Annotated in this window: 18 protein-coding genes and 4 tRNA genes; 7 read left to right on the top strand and 15 right to left on the bottom strand. The window is 60.4% G+C overall.

Features of this window, described 5'->3' with window-relative positions; translation table 11 throughout:
• Window positions 1–10 precede the first annotated feature (10 nt).
• Window positions 11–1774: a bifunctional diguanylate cyclase/phosphodiesterase gene (locus MRY17_RS08810; protein WP_243353593.1), complete on the top strand. Its 1764-nt coding sequence runs from the start codon at window positions 11–13 to the stop codon at window positions 1772–1774.
• Here the strand turns inward: MRY17_RS08810 and MRY17_RS08805 are convergent.
• From MRY17_RS08805 to MRY17_RS08790, 4 genes are all read right to left on the bottom strand, one after another.
• Window positions 1771–2142, bottom strand: coding sequence for a hypothetical protein (locus tag MRY17_RS08805; protein WP_005786715.1), 372 nt, complete (start codon window positions 2140–2142; stop codon window positions 1771–1773). The genes MRY17_RS08810 and MRY17_RS08805 overlap by 4 nt on opposite strands.
• Window positions 2139–2477: a helix-turn-helix domain-containing protein gene (locus MRY17_RS08800; protein ID WP_181285771.1), complete on the bottom strand. Its 339-nt coding sequence runs from the start codon at window positions 2475–2477 to the stop codon at window positions 2139–2141. Before MRY17_RS08800 ends, MRY17_RS08805 begins: the two co-directional genes overlap by 4 nt.
• 107 nt (window positions 2478–2584) lie before the next feature.
• On the bottom strand, window positions 2585–3040 hold the full coding sequence (locus MRY17_RS08795) for a YkvA family protein (protein ID WP_181285772.1): 456 nt from the start codon (window positions 3038–3040) through the stop codon (window positions 2585–2587).
• 773 nt (window positions 3041–3813) lie between these two features.
• Window positions 3814–4554 (bottom strand): FKBP-type peptidyl-prolyl cis-trans isomerase, encoded by a 741-nt coding sequence (locus tag MRY17_RS08790; protein WP_057725993.1) that lies wholly within the window; start codon window positions 4552–4554, stop codon window positions 3814–3816.
• 246 nt (window positions 4555–4800) lie between these two features.
• On the opposite strand from MRY17_RS08790, the gene MRY17_RS08785 reads away from it, so the two are divergent.
• The 3 genes from MRY17_RS08785 to MRY17_RS08775 are packed head-to-tail and all read left to right on the top strand — an operon-like array spanning window position 4801 to window position 8652.
• Window positions 4801–6609 (top strand): di-heme-cytochrome C peroxidase, encoded by a 1809-nt coding sequence (locus tag MRY17_RS08785; RefSeq protein WP_243353592.1) that lies wholly within the window; start codon window positions 4801–4803, stop codon window positions 6607–6609.
• Window positions 6606–7772 carry a catalase family protein gene (locus MRY17_RS08780; RefSeq protein WP_243353591.1) on the top strand — a complete coding sequence of 389 codons (1167 nt, stop codon included), beginning with the start codon at window positions 6606–6608 and terminating at the stop codon, window positions 7770–7772. Before MRY17_RS08785 ends, MRY17_RS08780 begins: the two co-directional genes overlap by 4 nt.
• A 13-nt stretch (window positions 7773–7785) precedes the next feature.
• Window positions 7786–8652, top strand: a complete 867-nt coding sequence (locus MRY17_RS08775) for a GNAT family N-acetyltransferase (protein WP_243353590.1) — start codon at window positions 7786–7788, stop codon at window positions 8650–8652.
• Between the two features lie 59 nt (window positions 8653–8711).
• Here MRY17_RS08775 and MRY17_RS08770 read toward each other — a convergent pair whose 3' ends face one another.
• The 9 genes from MRY17_RS08770 to MRY17_RS08730 all read right to left on the bottom strand — a co-directional run bounded on the left by MRY17_RS08770 (window position 8712) and on the right by MRY17_RS08730 (window position 14579).
• Window positions 8712–10028, bottom strand: a complete 1317-nt coding sequence (locus MRY17_RS08770; RefSeq protein WP_243353589.1) for an MFS transporter — start codon at window positions 10026–10028, stop codon at window positions 8712–8714.
• A gap of 66 nt (window positions 10029–10094) precedes the next feature.
• Window positions 10095–10619 (bottom strand): gamma carbonic anhydrase family protein, encoded by a 525-nt coding sequence (locus tag MRY17_RS08765; RefSeq protein ID WP_181283530.1) that lies wholly within the window; start codon window positions 10617–10619, stop codon window positions 10095–10097.
• Between the two features lie 13 nt (window positions 10620–10632).
• Window positions 10633–11823, bottom strand: a complete 1191-nt coding sequence (locus MRY17_RS08760; RefSeq protein WP_191956790.1) for a CaiB/BaiF CoA transferase family protein — start codon at window positions 11821–11823, stop codon at window positions 10633–10635.
• A gap of 25 nt (window positions 11824–11848) precedes the next feature.
• Window positions 11849–12778 (bottom strand): hydroxymethylglutaryl-CoA lyase, encoded by a 930-nt coding sequence (locus MRY17_RS08755; protein WP_191956789.1) that lies wholly within the window; start codon window positions 12776–12778, stop codon window positions 11849–11851.
• 107 nt (window positions 12779–12885) lie between these two features.
• Window positions 12886–13797 carry a LysR family transcriptional regulator gene (locus MRY17_RS08750; RefSeq protein ID WP_181283533.1) on the bottom strand — a complete coding sequence of 304 codons (912 nt, stop codon included), beginning with the start codon at window positions 13795–13797 and terminating at the stop codon, window positions 12886–12888.
• A gap of 261 nt (window positions 13798–14058) precedes the next feature.
• Window positions 14059–14135 (bottom strand) — tRNA-Asp (locus tag MRY17_RS08745).
• A 19-nt stretch (window positions 14136–14154) separates the two neighbouring features.
• Window positions 14155–14230: transfer RNA gene (locus MRY17_RS08740), tRNA-Val, on the bottom strand.
• Between the two features lie 177 nt (window positions 14231–14407).
• Window positions 14408–14484: transfer RNA gene (locus tag MRY17_RS08735), tRNA-Asp, on the bottom strand.
• Window positions 14485–14503: 19 nt separating this feature from the next.
• Window positions 14504–14579 (bottom strand) — tRNA-Val (locus tag MRY17_RS08730).
• A 159-nt stretch (window positions 14580–14738) separates the two neighbouring features.
• Here MRY17_RS08730 and rdgC point away from each other — a divergent pair.
• The 3 genes from rdgC (at window position 14739) to sugE (ending at window position 17197) form a co-directional block, all read left to right on the top strand.
• Entirely contained in the window at window positions 14739–15659 is a 921-nt protein-coding gene (gene rdgC, locus MRY17_RS08725; protein ID WP_119735561.1) for a recombination-associated protein RdgC, read from the top strand.
• A 153-nt stretch (window positions 15660–15812) separates the two neighbouring features.
• Window positions 15813–16778 (top strand): bile acid:sodium symporter family protein, encoded by a 966-nt coding sequence (locus MRY17_RS08720; protein WP_181285593.1) that lies wholly within the window; start codon window positions 15813–15815, stop codon window positions 16776–16778.
• A 104-nt stretch (window positions 16779–16882) separates the two neighbouring features.
• Window positions 16883–17197: a quaternary ammonium compound efflux SMR transporter SugE gene (sugE, locus tag MRY17_RS08715; protein ID WP_124357760.1), complete on the top strand. Its 315-nt coding sequence runs from the start codon at window positions 16883–16885 to the stop codon at window positions 17195–17197.
• 109 nt (window positions 17198–17306) lie between these two features.
• Here sugE and MRY17_RS08710 read toward each other — a convergent pair whose 3' ends face one another.
• A complete protein-coding gene (locus MRY17_RS08710) occupies window positions 17307–19181 on the bottom strand; it encodes an MFS transporter (RefSeq protein WP_181285592.1) in 1875 nt (624 codons plus the stop codon).
• Between the two features lie 57 nt (window positions 19182–19238).
• The gene (locus MRY17_RS08705; protein WP_243353588.1) at window positions 19239–20387 is read right to left on the bottom strand and encodes a TDT family transporter; all 1149 of its coding nucleotides are present in this window, start codon (window positions 20385–20387) and stop codon (window positions 19239–19241) included.
• Between the last annotated feature and the right edge of the window lie 44 nt (window positions 20388–20431).

The raw sequence follows: 20431 nt of genomic DNA, 5'->3' as shown, positions 1-20431 counted from the left end.
CGAGAGTGCCATGACCATGACCGAACAGCTGGATGCATTGGGCTCTATCCTGGCTCAAGGCAGTTTGCACAGCCTGTTCCAACCAATCATTTGCCTGTCTGAACGACGCGTCCTGGGCTACGAGGCCCTCAGTCGCGGCCCGTCCAACAGCCCGTTGCACTCCCCCGTCGCCTTGTTCGCCGTCGCCGGCAATGCCGGGCGCCTGAGCGAATTGGAAATGGCTTGCCGCGAGAGCGCATGCCGGCGTTTCAGCGAGCAGAAGCTACCGGGCAAGCTGTTTCTCAACATCTCCCCGGAATCCCTGGTCGAAACGGCGCATCAGCCGGGGCGCACACTGCAACTGCTGCGCGACTACGGTATTCCCCCCAGCCAGGTGGTGATCGAACTCACCGAGCAAACGCCCACCGATGATTTTCAGCTGCTGCAGATCGCGTTGCATCATTACCGCGACATGGGCTTTGCCATCGCCCTGGATGACCTGGGCGCCGGTTACTCCAGCCTGCGGTTATGGTCGGAGCTGCGCCCGGATTACGTAAAGATCGACCGGCATTTTATCGACGGCATTCACCAGGACGCCCTCAAACGCGAATTTGTCGGCTCGATCATGCAGATCGCCAAGGCATCCCGCGCCCAAGTGATCGCCGAAGGTATTGAACTTCCCGAAGAGCTGGCGGTTTTGACCGACATGGGCGTGGACCTGGTCCAGGGCTACCTGCTCTGTCGCCCGCAGGAGCAGCCGCCGCACGAGGCACGCTTGATGCTGCCCAAGCCGGATAACGCCAATGTCGCCCTGAATGAAGAAAGCAGCGACCTCAGCGCCCTGCTCATTGAACAGCCTGCAGTGGATCAAAACACTGCAACCGCCCAGGTGCTCGAATCATTCCGCCGCCAGGCCAACCTGAACTCATTGGCGGTGCTCGATAGTCGCGGCCGTCCGGTGGGCATCGTGCATCGACACTCGCTGTCGGACGCGCTGCTCAAACCCTTCGCGACCGACCTGTTCGCACGCAAACCCATCAGCCGGCTGATGAGCGATGACTTTCTGGCCGTGGAACTGAGCCAATCCCTGCAGCAGGTCAGCCGCTTGCTCACCAGCCGCGCACGGCAACGCATCGAAGAAGATTTCATCATTACGTTGAACGGCGATTATCTGGGCCTGGGCCGGGTCATCGATGTGCTCAAGTTGATCACCGAACTGAAAATCCAGCAGGCGCGCTACGCCAACCCGCTCACCCTGTTACCGGGCAACGTGCCGATCCAGCAGTGCCTGACGCGGCTGCTCCAGCAACAGCGTGAATCGGTGATCTGCTACGTGGACATCGACAGCTTCAAGCCCTTCAACGATATCTACGGTTATGGGCGCGGGGATGAGGTGCTGTTGTGCCTGGCACAGTGCCTGAACGACCGGGTCGATCCCAGCCGCGACTTTGTCGGGCATATCGGTGGCGACGACTTTCTGCTGGTGCTGGGCCCACAGGACTGGCGCAAACGGCTCAATCAACTGTTGGACGACTTTCACACCCAATGCCGACGCTTCTACCGCGCCGAACACCTTGACGCCGGCTGCTTCACCGCACTCAACCGCCAGGGCGTGCACCAGGAGTTCGCTTTGCTTTCACTGTCGATTGGCGTGGTGCATTTGTATCCACAAGTCTGTGCGCAACTCGATGCCAGCCAGTTGGCAGAACTGGCGTCGCAGGCCAAGCACCATGCCAAGGAAATAATCGGCTACAGCATCCATGTGATCGACAGCCTGGACCTGCTGCCGGCTTAAGCCTCGGCGGATTCGGGATACTCGTACTCGAACACCCGCACCACCTCCGAAGCGTGCCAGGAGGCGGCGGCCACGCCGTCGGAAGGCCCGCTGAAACGCCCGAGGCGCTCCACGCATTCAAAGAATCCCGTGCGCGGCAGGCGGCTGGCGCCCTGGCTGATCACCAGAGAACTGCGCAGCGGCTGCTCGGCCTTGGCGTCCAGCGCCGCCAGGTGCTCCAGGGCGGCGGCCAGGGTCTGCATCGCCGGCGTCGGGAATTGCAGGCGCTCGAGCAGTGCACGGTAGGTCAGCAGATGGCGCTGGCGGCGCGCCTGGTCCAGTTCGTTGAGTAACCCATCCCAATGCTGACGGCTGATACGTAAGCTCACGATTCTTCCCTCCAACCTGCAACGCCCAATTCCCAGGCCAGGCTGCGGCGAATGGCGGCATCCGGCTGGCGTTCACCACGTTCAATCAAACCAAGATACGAGGGGCTGATACCCACTGTGCGCGCCAGGGTCTCGATCGCCAGGCCCTTGCCTTCACGCAGGCCGCGCAGGGCTGCAAGCGGGTGCAACGCCTGGTCGGGGGCAATCGGTGCGGCGGGGGAAGAAGCCTGTGCGGGGTGTTGCTGACCGGCCGCTTTCAGCAGCGCCTGGTACTGGTCCCATGGCAACACCGCATATTCGGGTTCGCCATTACGTGAAATGATCTGGATATCCATGACTGCCCCGTAGGATAAAAACACTTACTAAGTAAGTTATTTCCTTACTTCTTCCTTGGAAGTGTAATCCTAACAGCCACGGAGGTCGCAGGGGATAGCCAACAACACTAGTTTTTTTGCGGGTTTTCCTGGGCGAGCAGCTCGGGCGTGGCCGGCAGGCGCTCAACCACCGCCAGCTTTTCCGGGCGTTGCGCATCGCGCCAAGTGCGAAATGCGCTGAGCTCACCGCTCAGGGTCTTCATGACCCAGGCCAGCACAGCGATGTCGTCAAACATGCCGAACATGGGAATAAAATCCGGAATCGCGTCAATCGGACTGAGGAAGTACATCAGCCCCGCCACCACCGAAATCAACGCCTTGGGACTGATTGCCCGATACTCGCCGCGCCAGTAGGCCAGGCACAGCGCCTGGAGCAGCTTGAGGTCATCCTTGAGCTGGCCCAACCGATTGCCCTGGTTCGAGCTTTTGGCCGCGACGGCAAACAACAGAGTTGGCAGACGGCCACGCCCAAGCAAGCGCGCCGCCATAGGCAGGAAACGGGTGAAATTGAAAGGTGGTTTCATGTGTCACTCCAGTTCCATACGACAGAAAGGTTATCCACACAAATTGTGGATAACCTTGTGAACAGAGCCTTTTTTCATGGCTGAAAGCCGCGGACTACAAGGCTTGCAGTCAGATCGGGCGTTTTTTGCGCACATCAGAAAATCCCAATAATTCATTGACTTGGCAGGTCTGTGCGGCTACCCGTGCTCGAGTCTTATATCAGACTGTGTCAGGTTGGGGACGTTCGTTTGGATTTGCGCAGGCTTCAACGTGACAGCTGGCGTACCTGCGATAGCCTACCTACGCAGTGCCCAACCGTAACCACGATGCGCAGCGAGCCGCTCTTGATCTTGATCTGCTTTTGATCTTAGGCGCCCCGTTAAACCACGCTGGCCGAACGCAGGCTTGAATTCGTGGGTAACCCGGCAGGACGCCGGGTTAGCCGCCCCGCGCCATGGATGGCGCGTGGCGGCGGCCCACGGATTCAAGCCTGCGTTCGGGCACACCGAGCCTGGGCGAGGTGCCGAGTGGTGGGGCAAGAGCGTTTTGCTTACTTTTGCGCTTTTCAAAAGTGAGCCGCTGTAAAAGCGGAACCATTAGCAGCCATGACCGCAGAAACGGATATGTACTCGGTCCAATCCAGCATCCTGGTCGGCCCAGAGGCCGCCATCGGGGGCAAGCCCCCTCCCACATTTTGATCTCGGGGAGTCAGATAGATAGTCGCATCGTTTGAGCAGCCCCGAAAACAACAACGCCCCGTCGAAACGGGGCGTGTCGTTATTCGCAGCGCCGATTACTTCTTGGCGGCAGGTGCAGCCGGTGCCTCAGCGGCTTCAGCCTTGGCTGGGTCCTTGATCGCCAGCAGCTCCAAATCGAATACCAGCACGGAGTTGGCTGGAATCGTCGGGCTCGGGCTCTGGGCGCCGTAGGCCAGGTCGGACGGAATGTACAACTCGACCTTCTCGCCAACATGCATCAGTTGCAGGCCTTCGACCCAACCCGGGATCACACCGCTGACCGGCAGGTCAATCGGGCTGCCACGGTCCACGGAGCTGTCAAAGGTAGTGCCGTTGGTGAGCTTGCCGGTGTAGTGAACAGTCACTACGTCGGTAGGCTTGGGCTGTGCGCCGTCGGCCTTCTTCACGATCTTGTACTGCAGACCGGAAGCGGTGGTGACCACGCCGTCTTTCTTGGCGTTGTCTTCGAGGAATTTCTTGCCGGCCGCCGCCGACTCTTCGCTCATTTTGGTCATGCGTTCTTCAGCGCGCTTTTGCAGTGCGGCGAAGGCTTCAACCAGTTCGTCGTCTTTGAGCTTCTGTTCTTTCTTGCCGACAGCATCTTCAATGCCTTGGGCTACCGCTTTGGAGTCCAGGTCATCCATGCCTTCTTGGGCAAGGCTTTTGCCCATGTTCAGGCCGATGCCGTAGGAAGCTTTCTGCGCCGGGGTTTTCAGCTCTACGCTGGTCTGCGAATCACAACCCGCAAGTACCAGGCTAACCAGGGCCACCGCCGCCGCCAACCGATGCTGTTTCATGCTATTTCCTTGTTCATGCGCCAAAAGGGCATTCGAATAAAGTCGCGAGCTTATCAGGCGGCCACGACCAATGGCTACCGGCATGTGAGCAGGAAACGTCTGATAAGTTCACGTGTTTAAAAGCAATTTCATTCATGATGCAGGCCCGCGACGGAACGCGGGACCTGTCATTCCAGGCTCATGGCCACTTGCCGCCACCCTGGCGTAGTGGCATAACAACGCGACCCCTCGACAAGGATAGTTAACTTGCGCATTTTTACCCGTGTCTTACTCCTGATCCCCCTGGTGCTGGGCCTGACGCTGGCCGTGGTGCTCTATTACACGGTCAACCCCAGGCTGCCGGACTATGTGCCCGTGGAGCAGGTGCACTATCAGGACCAATGGAGTGCCGCCGACCGCCAGACCTATTACTTCACGCCCCAGGGCACCCAGGTCAAAGGCCTGCACTACGACTGGTTCACCGCACTGGAGTTGCCCTTTTCCGAGCGCCGTTTCGCCACGCCGGAGTACCTGGCGCGTTTCGGCTTCCTGGTGGACCCCAGGCAGGCGCCCAGCGCGCAGAACCCCGGCAACCTGCCCGTGGGTTTCGCCCGGCATAAGAACGCCGGCAGCAGCGTTGAATACCTGGATATCACCTGCGCCGCCTGCCACACCGGCGAGCTGCACTTCAAAGGCCAGGCCCTGCGCATCGACGGCGGCTCAGCCCAGCATGTGCTGCCGTCCAGCGTGCCGACCTTGCGCGGCGGCAGCTTCGGCCAGGCCCTGGTCGCCAGCCTTGCGGCGACTTATTACAACCCGTGGAAATTCGAGCGCTTCGCCCGCCAGGTCCTGGGGGACCGTTACGATGCCGAGCACAGCCGACTGCGCCAGGACTTCAAACAGTCGCTGAACCGCTTCCTCAAGGTCGCCTGGAACGATACTCACCGTGGCCTCTACCCCACCGAAGAAGGCCCGGGGCGCACCGATGCGTTCGGCCGCATCGCCAATGCCAGCTTTGGCGACGCCATTTCCCCGCAAAACTATCGCATCGCCAACGCACCGGTAGACTACCCGCAGCTGTGGGATATCTGGACCTTCGACTGGGTGCAATGGAACGGTTCGGCCCAGCAACCGATGGCGCGCAATATCGGTGAAGCCCTCGGCGTCGGCGCGACCCTGGACTTCTTCGACAGTGCCGGCCAGCCCCTGCAGGGCGATGCGCGCTACCCTTCCAGCGTACGGGTACGCGACCTGAACCTGATCGAAGAAACCCTGCAGCGTCTCAAGCCACCCACCTGGCCCGAAGACCTGTTCGGCGCCGTCGACAAGCCCCTTGCCGGCCAGGGTCGTGCACTGTTCGCCGAGAACTGCGCCGGCTGTCACGTGCCCACCGTCACGCAAGAAGGCGGCCGGCCGGTGCAGCAATTGAAAATGCTGCCGGTGGACTACATCGGCACCGACCCCGGCACCGCCAACAACATCGCCGACCAGCGCTACGACCTCAGCGCGCTGCAATGGGACCCGGCGGAGCTGGCCAGTCTCAACGTCCAACTGCATCCCACGCCGACCGAGCCACTGGACCTGAAAAAGATGTCCGTGGCCAAGGGCCTGGCCTACGTCACCGCGTTCGTCGAGGACCACGCCTACCGCGCCGCCGGCGTGACCCCGGCTGAGCGCCCGCGCCTGGACGGTTACGGGCTGCCCATCGGTGTGCGCGAGTTGCGCGCCTACAAAGCGCGGCCACTGGCCGGCGTCTGGGCTACGCCGCCGTTCCTGCACAACGGTTCGGTGCCGACGATCTACCAGTTGCTCTCGCCCCAGGACGAGCGCAGCACCACCTTTTATAAAGGCACCTTCAACTATGATCCGCGCCATCTCGGCTTTGAGACCGACGCGTTCAAGAATGCCTTTGTGTTCGATACTAAAATCACCGGCAACCACAACAGCGGCCACGAATTCCGTGCCGGCCAGCGTGGCAACGGCGTCATCGGCCGTGGCTTGCAGCCGCAGGAACGCTGGGCGCTGCTGGAATACCTCAAAGTGCTGGGCGGCCCGCTGGAGCAACAACTGCCATGATGATTCGATCCCCCTACGACCGACCTTCCCTGCTCGCTCGCCTCTGGCTGCGCATCGGCCGGTTTCTCGGCAAAACCCTGTTGTGGCTGGTGGGTCTCGGCCTGCTCGGCTGGCTCGGCACCAGCGCCTGGTACGCCTGGCAACACAGCGGCCCGGTGTCGCCGGATGAGCAGATCCCGCCCGGTGAAGCCGCCATGACCCAGGGCATCATCCAGACCGCCGTGCGCATTGTCGACCAGCACCGCGAGGGCACGCGCTACCTGCGCGATGCCCACGCCAAGGCCCATGGTTGTGTGAGGGCCGAAGTCAGCGTGCCGTCCGATCTCGACCCGGCCCTGCGCCAGGGCGTGTTCACAACGCCAGGTAAAACCTGGCAGGCGATGATGCGACTGTCCAACGGCAACGCCTACCCGCAATTCGACAGCATCCGCGATGCCCGCGGCATGGCCATCAAGCTGCTGGACGTACCGGGCAAACAGCTGATGGCCGATCAGCAAACGCGCACCGAGCAGGACTTCGTGATGTTCAGCCACCCGAACTTCTTTGTCAGCGACGTGGCCGAATATGCGCAGAACATCGGCGCCCAGGCGGATGGCAAGAAAGTGCTGGCGTTCTTCCCCAAGGCCGACCCGCGCACCTGGCAGCTGCGCCACCTGTTCATCGCCCTGGCCACCCTCGCGCCCGCCCCGGCCAGTCCGACGCAGACCACCTACTTCTCGGTTTCGCCCTACAAGTTCGGCGCGGCCAACGCCAAGTTCCGCGTCGCCCCCGACCCGCAAAGCTGCCCCGAATACGTGCTGCCCAAACAGAACCAGGACCTGCCGAACTTCCTGCGCAGCGCCCTGAACCAGCAGCTCTCCACCGACCGCGTGCCGGCGTGCTTCGTGTTGCAGATCCAGCGACAGAACCCGCAGGCATTCATGCCCATCGAAGACACCAGCATCGAATGGAAGGAAAGCGACGCGCCTTTTGAAACCGTGGCCAAGGTGCGGATCCCGGCGCAGGATTTCGACACCCCTGCGCTGAACCTCGCCTGCGACAACCAGTCATTCAACCCCTGGTTCGGCGTGGAGGCACACCGCCCTATCGGTGGTATCAACCGCCTGCGCAAGGCGGTGTACGAAGCGGTCAGCGATTACCGCCACAGCCGCAACACGCCGTAGGCTGGGTGCCTGCATGCCAGCAGAGAAAACCGATGTGAGTCCCGCTTACCTGTACCGGCCGGCAACCGCCGCCGACATGCCCGCCGCCCATGCACTCTCCGTACGCCTCAAATGGCCGCATCGCGAGGAAGACTGGGCGATGGTGCAGCGCACATCCCAAGGCTTCGTCGCCGAACAGGACGGTGTCTTGGCAGGCGTCGCATTCGCCTGTCATCAGGGGGCTTATTCGTCCATCGGCCTGGTGATCGTCAGTCATCAGCACCAGCGCAAAGGCATCGGGCGTCGCCTGATGAATCTGTGCCTGGACGCCGTGGGCCCGTGCACGCCGATCCTCAATGCCACCGAGTCAGGCGCGCCGCTGTACGCCAGCATGGGATTCGTTGAATTTGCACGCATTGAGCAGCATCAGGGGGTGCCGCAGACGCCGGCACTCCTGCCCGCTAACCACCACGCGCAATGTCGCGTACTGAGCCGGGTCGACTACCCGAAGGTGATCGAACTGGCCAACGCCGGTAGCGGCCTGGACCGCACCGATGTACTCAACGACCTGCTGCCGACGGCCGAACACGTGGTGGGCATCGAGGTAGAGGGGCACCTGCAGGGGTGCGCCCTGCTCCGCCAATTTGGTCGCGGCCACCTCATTGGCCCCGTCGTCGCGCAACACCCGGAGCAGTCACGACACTTGATCATTTACCTTCTTCGGTTGATCCCGGGTGCGTTCGTGCGTCTCGATATCCCCACCGCGTGCGGGTTGGCCGACTGGCTGGAGAACCTGGGGCTGCCCTGCGTGGATAACGCGCCACGGATGGTGCGCGGTGTGCCGCCCCGATCAAGCGCCGGGGTCACCGAGTTTGCGCTGGTGACCCAGGCGATCGGCTGAGGCAAAAAGCCTGCCGGGCGGGTTTAGTGGACTATCCCTTCCAGGATTGAATAACGAGGTCAGGCCCCAGGATTCCTGACGTAGCGCATGACTACAAAACCTGCGACCAGAATCAGCGGTGCGATGGAGAGCATGCCCATATAGGTAGAGCCGGACAGGTCGTTGATTTTGCCCACCATCACCGGGGCAACCATACCGCTCAATTGACCGATGGAGTTGATCGCCGCAGTCCCCGTGGCGATCGCCAATCCCGAAAAGGTCGATTGCGGAATGGTCCAGAAAATCGGAATCGCAATAAAGGTACCCGCAGTCGCGAGTACGAGCGCTGCCATCATGGCCCAGGATGAATCCGAGAACAGGCAAGCCAACAGATAGCCAACTGCCGACGCCGCCAGGCACAGAACAAGGTAAGTCTTGCGCTCACCCGTGCGATCGGAACGCCGGGTCAGCCATATCATGCCGATACAGGCCACGATGTAAGGCAGCGCCGAAAGCATCCCTATCCAGAACAGACTCTGCACACCGGACGACTTGATCAGATGTGGCATCCAGAAATTGAGGCCATAAGAAGCGGTCTTGATCACAAAGTAGATGAACGCCATGATCGCGACTTCCCGGGTCAGCAACACACGCCACAAGGAGCCCAATACCGGCTTGTCGTTGACTTTGTCATGCGCCAGGTTCGCCGCCAGCAGATTCTTCTCGCTACGGCTTAACCATTTGGCCGATTCGATGTCTCGGTCCAGCTTCCACAGCACAAGCAGGCCGAGTACCACACAAGGCAGCCCGGACATCAGGAACAGCCAGTGCCAGCCAGCCAGACCGAACACGCCGTCCATTGTGCCCAACAGAATGCCCGCCGCCGGGCCCCCGACGGCGCCTGCCAGAGGTACAGCGAGGAACCAGAGGCCATTCATCTTCGCCAGGTGCTTCTTGGGAAACCAGCACGCCAGATAGAACAGGATCGCCGGGCCAAAACCGGCTTCCATGACGCCGATCAGAAAACGCAGGAAGTACAGGGTGTATTGCGTGTAGGCGAACATCAGCGCCGCCGTTGCCAGCCCCCAGGAGATCATGATCCGGCAGATCCAGGCAGGCGCACCATAGCGCTTGAGGCCCAGGCTGCTGGGGACTTCAAAGAGTACGTAGCCGAAAAAGAACATGCTTGCGGCCAGGCCGTACGCTGCGTCGGACAAACCCAATTCTTGCTGCATCTGGGTCTTGGCGAAGCTGATGTTGATGCGGTCAAAATAGGAAAAGAGAAAGCAGATAATGGCCAGCGGCATGATTCGCCAAGCCACACGCCGATAGAGCAGCAGCTCGTTGATTGTTTCTGCATTGCGCGCAAGCGCGATTTCGCCAGTCATGGCAACCATGATGTTTCTCCATTGTTGTAATTATTGGAGAGAGGCAAGGCTCTTCGGGAACCCTGCTCGATGGGTTCAGCCGATCAGAATAAGTTTGGCCTTGTAAGTCTGGCCTTTGACGACATAGTCGGCGGCGTTTCGGTGCATGCCGGCAATGGCTTCAGGTGTCAGTTCGCGCACGACCTTGGCAGGTGCGCCGAGAATCAGCGAGTTATCCGGGAACACCTTGCCTTCGGTGACAACCGCCCCGGCACCGACCAGGCAGTTCCTGCCGATGACCGCGCCATTGAGCACAACAGCCTGAATCCCGATCAGCGCTCCGTCGCCGATGGTGCAACCGTGCAACATGGCCTGGTGGCCGATGGTGACGCCCTCGCCCACCGTCAGTGCAAATCCCGGGTCGGCATGCAGCACCGCCCCCTCCTGCACATTGCTGTGCTGACCGATGCGAATCGGCTCGTTGTCACCGCGCAGAACAGCCTGGGGCCAGACACTGACGCCCTGCGCCAGCGTGACATTGCCGATGACGGTAGCGTCTTGCGCGACAAAAGTTTCGGCGTGGATGGCAGGAATAAGGGTGTCGTATTGATAAATAGCCATGTCAGTTCCTCCTTCAAGCCTGAGCGTCGGTTTTCAGAACACCGGCGGCACACAGCTCGGCAATGTGATCCTCGCTGTAGCCCAGTTCACGCATGACTTTGTGGGTGTGCTCGCCGACGCGTGGAATAGATCGACGGGGTTGCAGTCGCTCGCCATCCAGGGACAACGGCAGCAATGGCATGGCGGTGAACGATCCGTCTTCGAGCTCAAGATTTGCCAGGCCACCGCTGTGCAGCAGATGAGGATCCTCGAACAGTTCCTCGGGCCGTCGAATCGGAGCAAACGGGATACTGTTTGCCTCAAGTTCCAGGGCCAGCGCTTGAGCGTCCATGCTGGCGAAGACTTCAGCCAAGTGAGCCAGCAGACGTGGCCGCTGCAGCACGCGATCATTGTTGGTAGCGAGGGTCTGGTCGTCCAGCAACGCGGTCTGACCGAGCAATTGACACAGTGCGGTCCACTGACCTTCACCCGTGGCGGCGACGAACATCTGCTCCCCATTGGCAAACTCGAATACATCGTAAATGGCCCATGCACTGATACGGTTTGGCATCGGTGCAGCCGCCTGGCCGGTCACGGCGTATTGCTGCATATGCTGGGCAGCGAGCAGTACGCAGTTTTCGTAAAGCGCGCTTTGCACCTCGCGACCAACGTTGGTGACATTACGATCGTTGAGCGCAGCAAGCACACCGATAGCACCGAACATGCCGCCCATGATGTCGTTCACCGAACTGCCGGCACGCAGAGGCCTGCCCACCGGGCCGGTCATATAGGCCAGGCCTGCCATCATTTGCACCACTTCATCCAGGGCCAGGCGATTGTCGTAGGGGCCGTTGAGAAAGCCTTTGTGCGAGGCGTAGATGATGCGCGGATTACGTGCTCGAATCGCCGCGTAACCGAAGCCGAGCTCGCTCATGCGCCCGGGCTTGAAATTCTCGATGAATACGTCAGCGGTATCGATCAGCTCCAGTACCGCATCTCGCCCTTGCTGAGTATTGACGTCGATGGCGATGCACTGTTTGTTGCGGTTGAACGTGCGAAAAAAACCGGCACCGGCGCCCAGCAGACGGCGTGTACCGTCTCCGCGGATCGGTTCAATCTTGATCACCTCGGCACCGAGATCACCCAGGATCATTCCGCAGGTCGGGCCCATTACCATGTGAGAAATTTCAACGACACGAATGCCGTCCAGTGGAAGCCTGGACATTAGGGTTCTCCTTGATCGGGCAGGTTCAGACGCGACCGACGATTGATGCGTAATTGAGGGGCAGGCCAGCTCGGGCAATGCAGCCGTAGAGCGTCTCGTGCGGCAGTGCTTCGCTGAGCACATGTCGAGAGTCGATCAGGGCTGCCAGGTCGATGCCCGTCTCGCAGCCCATGCTCTGCAACATGAACACCAAGTCTTCTGTGACCGTATTGCCGGATGCACCCGGTGCAAACGGACAACCGCCCAGCCCGGCCAGTGATGAGTCGAGTTCGGTGATACCTTGCTGAACGGCGACCAGGCTATTGGCAAGCGCCAGGCCTCGAGTGTCGTGGAAGTGCGCGGCCCTGAGCTTGTCACCCGCGATGGCGCGAACCGCCTGCAAGGTGGTCGCCACCTGGCCGGGATTGGCGTAGCCCGTGGTGTCTCCCAGGGACACCAGATCGCAGCCGGCTTGCAGCACGTGCCCGGTCAACGCGCAGAGATCGCTCAATGGCACATCACCTTGGCGGGTACAGCCGAAGGCCACGGACATTCCGGCGATCACTTGAACGGTGTGCAAGCCGGATTCAGTACGCAGCTGGCACATTCGCGCCAGCTCTTGGACCATCTCCAACGGAGTACGCCGCACATTGGCCAGACTATGGGCTGCGCTGACGGACACGGGCGCAATGATACGGTGCGCGCCGGATTCCAGCGCATCGCGACAGCCGCGCAAGTTAGGCGCCAGGACCGTGACCACCAGATCAGGAAAACTCAAGGCATGGGCGACGACCTCCTTGGCATCGGCCATCTGCGGCAACAGTTTGGCGGGAACAAAGGACGCGACTTCCATGTACCGCACACCTGCGGCATAGGCGGCATCAATCCATTGTCGTTTGGCAGATGTCGGCATAGTGGCCTGAAGGCTTTGCAAACCGTCACGCAGGCCGACTTCGTTGATTGTTATTGTTGTCATGAAAAAAACTCTCACAGGCTGAAGCGCACCTTCAGATTAGAGAGCCAGGGAGTCAGCAAAAAGACGTGATTTACGCGGTGAGCCATCGCCAACCGCGACGGATACCGTCAGGTGCGGGTCGCAAGCGATGCCGCTCGCAAAAGCAGATGATCCAGCAATCGCCGGGCCGACGGGGAAAGTGCATCCCGATCACGGACACAGATAACGAACTCACCCAATGCCCAATCGTCGGTCAGAGGGATGATCCGCAAGTCAAACAACCGCGCATACCGCTCCACTGCTTCCAGTGGGAACACGGCAAGTCCCAAGCCGAATTGCACCAGGCGAAAGGCTGCGTCAAATGACGACACATGGGAGCGAAACCGCAACTCATGGCCCTCCTTCGTCGCTTCACTGCGCATAAAGCTATTCAATGTGGCGAAAGCGGATAGCCCCAAGTGATCAAAGGCCAGGGTCTCTGCGAACGCAATATGGGTACGATTTGCCAGGGCATGGTTCGCCCCTACCACGACCGCCAGATGATCCCGTCGATAGGGCAGAAACTCCAGGTCGCCCACGGCCATTGATCGTCGACAAATACCCAGATCGGCATTGCCTTCGGCTACTCCGCGCACCACGTCCGGGCTGAAACGCTCTTCGATGTCTGCCTGGATTCTTGGGTGTTCGAGCATGAAGTCCGACAGTTCTTCGGGCAGGAACTCCATGATGGACGAGATGTTTGCCAACACCCGAACATGCCCTCGGGCGCCTTCGGCGTATTCGCTAAGCTCGCTGTCGAGCCGCTCCATGGCGCGCGTCAGGGACCGAGCGTGCCGAAGTAGCGCCAACCCCGCCGGGGTCGGTTCAACCCCGCGCTTGCTACGGTTCAGCAGCGGCGTACCAAACCGCGCCTCAATATCGGAAATACGTTTACTGACCGCCGACGGCGCGATGAATGCCCGCTCGCTGGCGCGTGCAATCGTGCCCTCTTCACAGACCAGAATGAACAAGTGCAAGGATAAGTGATCCAGGTGCTGCATGACGCCTCTCCCGTTGCAATGTGACGCAAACCGAACGCCGCTCCTGCCTTCAATCTATACCCGACATGTCTTATCGCACTCAATGCTCGAGCGCACGAACGCACTGCATGCGCCGTTGTTCTAACGGCGCGGCTTAATTGTTTGATTAAAAACCGTGGTTGCAGATGGAATTGCAGCGAAATTGTGCAGACGAAAAAAAGCCCGCTCAATGAGCGGGCTTCTTGTGGCGACCTGGCGTTCAGTGTTCCAGGTTACCGAATATGGCGCAGCGGACGGGACTCGAACCCGCGACCCCCGGCGTGACAGGCCGGTATTCTAACCGACTGAACTACCGCTGCGCGTAACACATGAAGCGAATGGTGGGTGATGACGGGATCGAACCGCCGACCCTCTGCTTGTAAGGCAGATGCTCTCCCAGCTGAGCTAATCACCCTTCGTTTCGGTGTGGGCGCATCATACACCAAAAAATCGTAATGTCTTGATTTAAATGCACTTTATTTAAAAAAAGTTCACCGCACGACTTTTTGCCATATCTCGGACAATAAAAAGCCCGCTCGATGAGCGGGCTTCCTGTGGTGACCTGGCGTTCAGCGTTCCAGGTGACCGAATATGGCGCAGCGGACGGGACTCGAACCCGCGACCCCCGGCGTGACAGGCCGGTATTCTAACCGACTGAACTACCGCTGCGCGTAACACATGAAGCGAATGGTGGGTGATGACGGGATCGAACCGCCGACCCTCTGCTTGTAAGGCAGATGCTCTCCCAGCTGAGCTAATCACCCTTCGTTTCGGTGTGGCGCGCATTCTACGGAGCGCTCCCAGGTCTGGCAAGCACTTTCTTAAATCTTTTTTTTCAGCCCTTCCAATGGCTTACGCAGGGTTGGCCTGCGGCGTGATCAAGAGAATAATGCCCCCCTTTGTATAGAGGAGAGACTCACCCCATGTGGTTCAAGAACCTGCTTATCTATCGCCTGACCCAAGATCTGCCTGTTGATGCCGAGGCGTTGGAAGCGGCCATGGCCACCAAACTGGCGCGCCCGTGTGCAAGCCAGGAACTGACTACATATGGTTTCGTTGCACCCTTTGGTAAAGGTGAAGACGCGCCCCTGGTCCACGTCAGCGGGGATTTCTTGCTGATCGCCGCGCGCAAGGAGGAACGCATCCTGCCGGGCAGCGTCGTGCGTGATGCGGTTAAAGAGAAGGTCGAGGAAATCGAGGCCGAGCAAATGCGCAAGGTCTATAAAAAGGAACGCGACCAGATCAAGGATGAGATCATCCAGGCCTTCCTGCCACGCGCCTTTATCCGTCGTTCGTCGACCTTCGCCGCCATCGCGCCGAAACAGGGCCTGATCCTGGTGAACTCGGCCAGCCCGAAACGCGCGGAAGACTTGCTTTCCACCCTGCGCGAAGTGATCGGCACCCTGCCCGTACGCCCTCTGACCGTGAAAACCGCACCGACGGCGATCATGACCGACTGGGTCACCACCCAGAAACCGGCCGATGACTTCTTCGTACTCGACGAATGCGAACTGCGCGACACCCATGAAGACGGCGGGATCGTGCGCTGCAAGCGCCAGGACCTGACCGGTGAAGAAATCCAGCTGCACCTGACCACCGGCAAAGTCGTGACCCAATTGTCCCTGGCCTGGCAGGACAAGCTGTCCTTCATGCTCGACGACAAGATGACCGTCAAGCGTCTGAAGTTCGAAGACCTGCTGCAGGACCAGGCTGAACAGGACGGCGGTGACGAAGCCCTGGGCCAACTGGATGCCAGCTTCACCCTGATGATGCTGACCTTCGGCGAATTCCTGCCGGCGTTGGTCGAAGCACTCGGCGGTGAAGAGACGCCACAAGGCATCTAAGCCATGTGAAAGTCAACATGTGGGAGGGGGCTTGCCCCCGATAGCGGTGTATCAGTCAAAAATCCATTAGCTGATACACCGCCATCGGGGGCAAGCCCCCTCCCACCTTTGATCGCATTGCCAATTAAAAATCGAACAAGAAAGGACGCTCCCATGCGCGCACTCGCTGCCCTGAGCCGCTTCGTCGGCAATACCTTCGCCTACTGGGTGTTGATATTTGCCGTACTGGCCTTCCTCGAACCCAGTTGGTTCCTTGGCCTGAAAAGCGCCATCGTCCCCCTGCTGGGCCTGGTGATGTTCGGCATGGGCCTGACCTTGAAACTCGAAGACTTCGCCGAGGTCGCCCGCCATCCGTGGCGCGTTGCCCTGGGCGTGGTCGCGCATTTTGTGATCATGCCCGGCGTGGCGTGGTTGTTGTGCCAGGTCTTTCACCTGCCGCCGGAAATTGCCGTTGGCGTGATTCTGGTGGGCTGCTGCCCAAGCGGTACGTCATCCAACGTGATGACCTGGCTGGCCCGTGGCGACCTGGCACTGTCGGTGGCCATCGCCGCCGTCACCACCCTCCTCGCCCCGCTGCTCACCCCGGCGTTGATCTGGCTGCTGGCCTCGGCCTGGCTGCCGGTGTCGTTCATGGAGCTGTTCTGGTCGATCCTGCAAGTAGTGTTGCTGCCGATCGTGCTCGGCGTACTCGCGCAACGCTTGCTGGGTGATCGGGTTCGTCATGCGGTCGAGGTGCTGCCGCTGGTCTCGGTGGTCAGCATCGTGATCATCGTCGCCGCCGTGGTCGCCGCCAGCCAGGCGAAGATCGCCGAATCGGGTCTGCTGATCATGGCCGTGGTGATGCTGCACAACAGCTTCGGCTACCTGCTCGGCTACTTCACCGGACGCCTGTTCAAGTTGCCATTGGCGCAACGCAAGTCCTTGGCGCTGGAAGTGGGCATGCAGAACTCCGGGCTTGGCGCCGCGTTGGCCAGTGCGCACTTCTCGCCACTGGCGGCGGTGCCCAGTGCGCTGTTCAGCGTCTGGCACAATATTTCCGGGGCATTGCTGTCGACTTACTTTCGTCGCATGAGCGAGAAGGAAGACCGCCGCGCGTTGGCCAATACTCCGCAAACTTGATCGAGCGGCCCATCTTCGGCACTCTTGGCACCTCGCGGGGACGACCCCGCGACGCCAACGCGCGTTGAATCCGGGGACGACCCCGCCTGAAGAAGCGAGGTCACATGTCCTGGATCATTCTGTTTTTCGCCGGGTTGTTTGAAGTCGGCTGGGCCGTCGGCCTGAAGTACACCGACGGCTTCAGCAAGCCCCTGCCCACCGTACTGACTATCGCCGCCATGGCCATCAGCCTTGGCCTGCTGGGGCTGGCGGTAAAGGAACTGCCGTTGGGCACCGCCTACGCCGTATGGACGGGCGTGGGCGCCGTGGGTACGGTGATCGCAGGGATCATTCTGTTTGGGGAATCCATGGCGCTGTTTCGGTTGGCGAGTGTGGCGTTGATCATTTGCGGGCTTGTTGGTCTCAAGATCAGCGCTTAGGCCGCTACCGCCATCGGGGGCAAGCCCCCTCCCACTTTTTGCTTTGTGAACGCATTCAAAATGTGGGAGGGGGCTTGCCCCCGAAGAGGCCAGTACCTCCACCACAGAACTACCTGACACTCCCCCGCAGAACACCGACCACAGCCTGCAACTGCGCAGGTGTCGCCTCCTCTACCCGCACAGGCTCCCCCGCCACCAGCACCACCCGCGACCAGATCCGATGAAAGAATCCCTTGTTCGGGTCGCGACTGAAAAAACTGCCCCACAGCCCCTGCAACGCCAGCGGAATCACCGGCACCGGCGTCTCTTCGAGAATCCGCGTCACGCCACCACGAAACTCATTCATCTGGCCATCGCCGGTCAACTTGCCTTCCGGGAAAATGCACACCAGCTCGCCATCCTTCAGGTACTCGGCAATCCGTGCGAAGGCCTTTTCGTAGATCTGGATGTCCTCGTGACGCCCGGCAATCGGAATCGCCCCGGCGGTGCGGAAGATAAAGTTGAGCACCGGCAAGCGATAGATCTTGTAGTACATGACAAAACGAATCGGCCGACGCACTGCGCCACCAATCAGCAGCGCATCGACAAACGACACATGGTTGCAAACGAGCAAGGCCGCGCCTTCGTCCGGAATCCGCTCCAGGTTGCGGTGCTCCACGCGGTACATGGAATGGCTGAGCAGCCAGATCATGAAGCGCATGGTGAACTCGGGCACGATTTTGAAGATGTAGGTATTGACCGCGATGTTGAGCAGCGACACCACCAGGAACAACTCGGGGATCGACAGCCTGGCCACGCTGAGCAGCAGAATCGAGACGATGGCCGACACCACCATGAACAACGCATTGAGAATGTTGTTGGCCGCGATCACGCGCGCGCGCTCGTTTTCGGCGGTGCGTGACTGGATCAGTGCGTACAGCGGCACGATGTAAAAGCCGCCGAACACGCCCAGGCCGAGGATATCGAACAACACCCACCAGGCTTGCCCGTAGCCGAGCACCGCCAGCCAGTCGTTGGCCTGGATATTCTGGGGGAAGCCGCCGGAATGCCACCACAGCAGCAGGCCGAACACCGTCAGGCCGAACGAGCCGAACGGCACCAGGCCGATTTCCACCTTACGGCCGGAGAGTTTTTCACAGAGCATCGAGCCAAGGGCAATACCCACCGAGAAAACAGTGAGGATCAGAGTCACGACGGTTTCGTCGCCGTACAACCATTCCTTGGCGTAGGCCGGAATCTGCGTCAGGTAAATCGCGCCGACGAACCAGAACCATGAATTACCGACGATGGAGCGCGACACCGCAGGGGTCTGTCCCAGGCCCATGCGCAACGTGGCCCAGGACTGGGTGAAGATATTCCAGTCCAGACGCAGTTGCGGCGTGGAAGCCGCCGCCCTTGGAATGCTGCGGCTGGCCAGATATCCCAGCACCGCAACGCCCACAATCGCCATGGCCACCACGGGTGCGTAATTGGCGGACGACATCATGATGCCCGCGCCGATGGTGCCGGCAAGGATCGCCAGAAACGTGCCCATCTCCACCAGGCCATTGCCGCCGACCAACTCGTCGTCATGTAGAGCCTGGGGCATGATCGAGTACTTCACCGGGCCGAACAGCGCCGAGTGGGTGCCCATGGCGAACAGTGCCAACAGCATCAATTCCAGGTGATTGAACAGAAAGCCGGTGGCCCCCACCGCCATGATCAGGATTTCACCGACCTTGATCGCGCGGATCAGCGCGTCCTTGTTGAATTTCTCGCCGAACTGTCCGGCCAGCGCCGAGAACAGGAAGAACGGCAGGATGAACAGCAAGGCACACAGGTTGACCCAGATGGAACGGTCGCCCTCAATGCTGAGCTTGTAGAGAATCGCCAGAATCAGCGATTGCTTGAAGATGTTGTCGTTGAAAGCGCCCAGGAGCTGGGTGATGAAAAACGGCAGGAAACGCCGTGTGCGCAGCAAGGTGAATTGTGAGGGGTGGCTCATCGTCCGTGTTCCTGCGTGGCCTGTTATTGATCAGGCCACGACTTTACCTAATCCTGCTTACTTATTCGCTAACCCCGCAATGCACGGCGAAACAAAAAGCTCGCCTTTGTAGGCACCTTGCACCGTGCGCTTGGCCACGATCAGCCACATCAGCGCCAACGCCGCCACCAGCACACTGCCGAATACGTTGAAGAACCCCAACTGCAGCAGGCTCGCAAGCTTGAGCGTAGCCAGCGCGTAAACGCCCAGCGGAAAGGTAAAGCCCCACCAGCCCAGGTTGAACGGAATACCGGCGCGCAGGTAACGCAACGTGATCAACACCGCCATCAACATCCACCACAAGCCGAAGCCCCACAGGGTGATACCTGCCACCAGGCCGAGCCCGTTGGCTATTTCGCCGACACCCGGCAGGCCATTGGCGGCGAAAATCGCGGGCGCCTCGCCGCCCAGCAGCAACATGCCCAGGGCACCGGTGCCGATGGGCCCCAGCGCCAGCCAGCTCGACGCCGCCATATTGGCGTGGGGCAGTTTATGCAGGGCCATGCGCAGCATCAGGATGGTCAGGATGCTGAAGGCGACCGGCAGGGAGAACGCCCAGAGTACGTAGCTGGTCACGAGCATCACCAGTTGCCCATGGGCATCGGCCAGGTGCGGCGCCAGCAGGCCACCGCTGGCGGCGGCGACTTCGGCGGCCACCACCGGCAGCAGCCACACTGCGGTCATCTGGTCGATGCTGTGCTCCTGGCGGGTGAACATCATGAACGGAATCAACACGCCGCAAGCCAACGCCATGGCTACGTCCAGCCACCACAGGGCTTCGGCCAGGGGAATCACAGCGTCGCCCCAGCGCGGCAGTCCGAACAGCAGCAAGCCATTGAGAATCGTGGCCAGGCCCATGGGGATGGTGCCGAAAAACATCGAGACCGTGGAATGCCCGAAAATCCGGCGGGCCTCGTGGAAAAACAACACCCAGCGTGCGCCATACAGAGCGCTGAACAAGATAAACAGGCCGATGGTAAACATCCACAGGCCCTCGGCGACGGCATGCAAGCCGGGCAGATTAACCGGCAGTTGCGCCAGTGCCAGCGCCAGCACGCCGGTGCCCATGGTCGCTGCAAACCAGTTCGGGGTGAACTGGCGAATCACTTCCCGGGGACGGGTCAGGTGGCTGAAGGGTCTATAGCTGATGGTCGTCGAGCAGGTCATGATAGAAATCCTCTTCCTCGCATGAGGTTGGAACCATCATAGAA

This window comes from Pseudomonas orientalis (assembly GCF_022807995.1).
Classification (GTDB): Bacteria; Pseudomonadota; Gammaproteobacteria; order Pseudomonadales; family Pseudomonadaceae; genus Aquipseudomonas; species Aquipseudomonas orientalis_B.
Note: the sequence above shows the minus strand (reverse complement) of the source record. Positions and strands in the feature narration are given on the sequence as shown.

What these genes read in the sequence shown, in the direction of transcription:
- MRY17_RS08760 (WP_191956790.1), bottom strand. Translation starts at nt 11,823, where the DNA reads ATGTCCAGGCTTCCACTGGACGGCATTCGTGTCGTTGAAATTTCTCAC.
- MRY17_RS08770 (WP_243353589.1), bottom strand. Translation starts at nt 10,028, where the DNA reads ATGGTTGCCATGACTGGCGAAATCGCGCTTGCGCGCAATGCAGAAACA.
- rdgC (WP_119735561.1), top strand. Translation starts at nt 14,739, where the DNA reads ATGTGGTTCAAGAACCTGCTTATCTATCGCCTGACCCAAGATCTGCCT.
- sugE (WP_124357760.1), top strand. Translation starts at nt 16,883, where the DNA reads ATGTCCTGGATCATTCTGTTTTTCGCCGGGTTGTTTGAAGTCGGCTGG.
- MRY17_RS08705 (WP_243353588.1), bottom strand. Translation starts at nt 20,387, where the DNA reads ATGACCTGCTCGACGACCATCAGCTATAGACCCTTCAGCCACCTGACC.
- MRY17_RS08750 (WP_181283533.1), bottom strand. Translation starts at nt 13,797, where the DNA reads ATGCAGCACCTGGATCACTTATCCTTGCACTTGTTCATTCTGGTCTGT.
- MRY17_RS08755 (WP_191956789.1), bottom strand. Translation starts at nt 12,778, where the DNA reads ATGACAACAATAACAATCAACGAAGTCGGCCTGCGTGACGGTTTGCAA.
- MRY17_RS08800 (WP_181285771.1), bottom strand. Translation starts at nt 2,477, where the DNA reads ATGGATATCCAGATCATTTCACGTAATGGCGAACCCGAATATGCGGTG.
- MRY17_RS08780 (WP_243353591.1), top strand. Translation starts at nt 6,606, where the DNA reads ATGATGATTCGATCCCCCTACGACCGACCTTCCCTGCTCGCTCGCCTC.
- MRY17_RS08795 (WP_181285772.1), bottom strand. Translation starts at nt 3,040, where the DNA reads ATGAAACCACCTTTCAATTTCACCCGTTTCCTGCCTATGGCGGCGCGC.
- MRY17_RS08710 (WP_181285592.1), bottom strand. Translation starts at nt 19,181, where the DNA reads ATGAGCCACCCCTCACAATTCACCTTGCTGCGCACACGGCGTTTCCTG.
- MRY17_RS08775 (WP_243353590.1), top strand. Translation starts at nt 7,786, where the DNA reads ATGCCAGCAGAGAAAACCGATGTGAGTCCCGCTTACCTGTACCGGCCG.
- MRY17_RS08720 (WP_181285593.1), top strand. Translation starts at nt 15,813, where the DNA reads ATGCGCGCACTCGCTGCCCTGAGCCGCTTCGTCGGCAATACCTTCGCC.
- MRY17_RS08790 (WP_057725993.1), bottom strand. Translation starts at nt 4,554, where the DNA reads ATGAAACAGCATCGGTTGGCGGCGGCGGTGGCCCTGGTTAGCCTGGTA.
- MRY17_RS08765 (WP_181283530.1), bottom strand. Translation starts at nt 10,619, where the DNA reads ATGGCTATTTATCAATACGACACCCTTATTCCTGCCATCCACGCCGAA.
- MRY17_RS08810 (WP_243353593.1), top strand. Translation starts at nt 11, where the DNA reads ATGACCATGACCGAACAGCTGGATGCATTGGGCTCTATCCTGGCTCAA.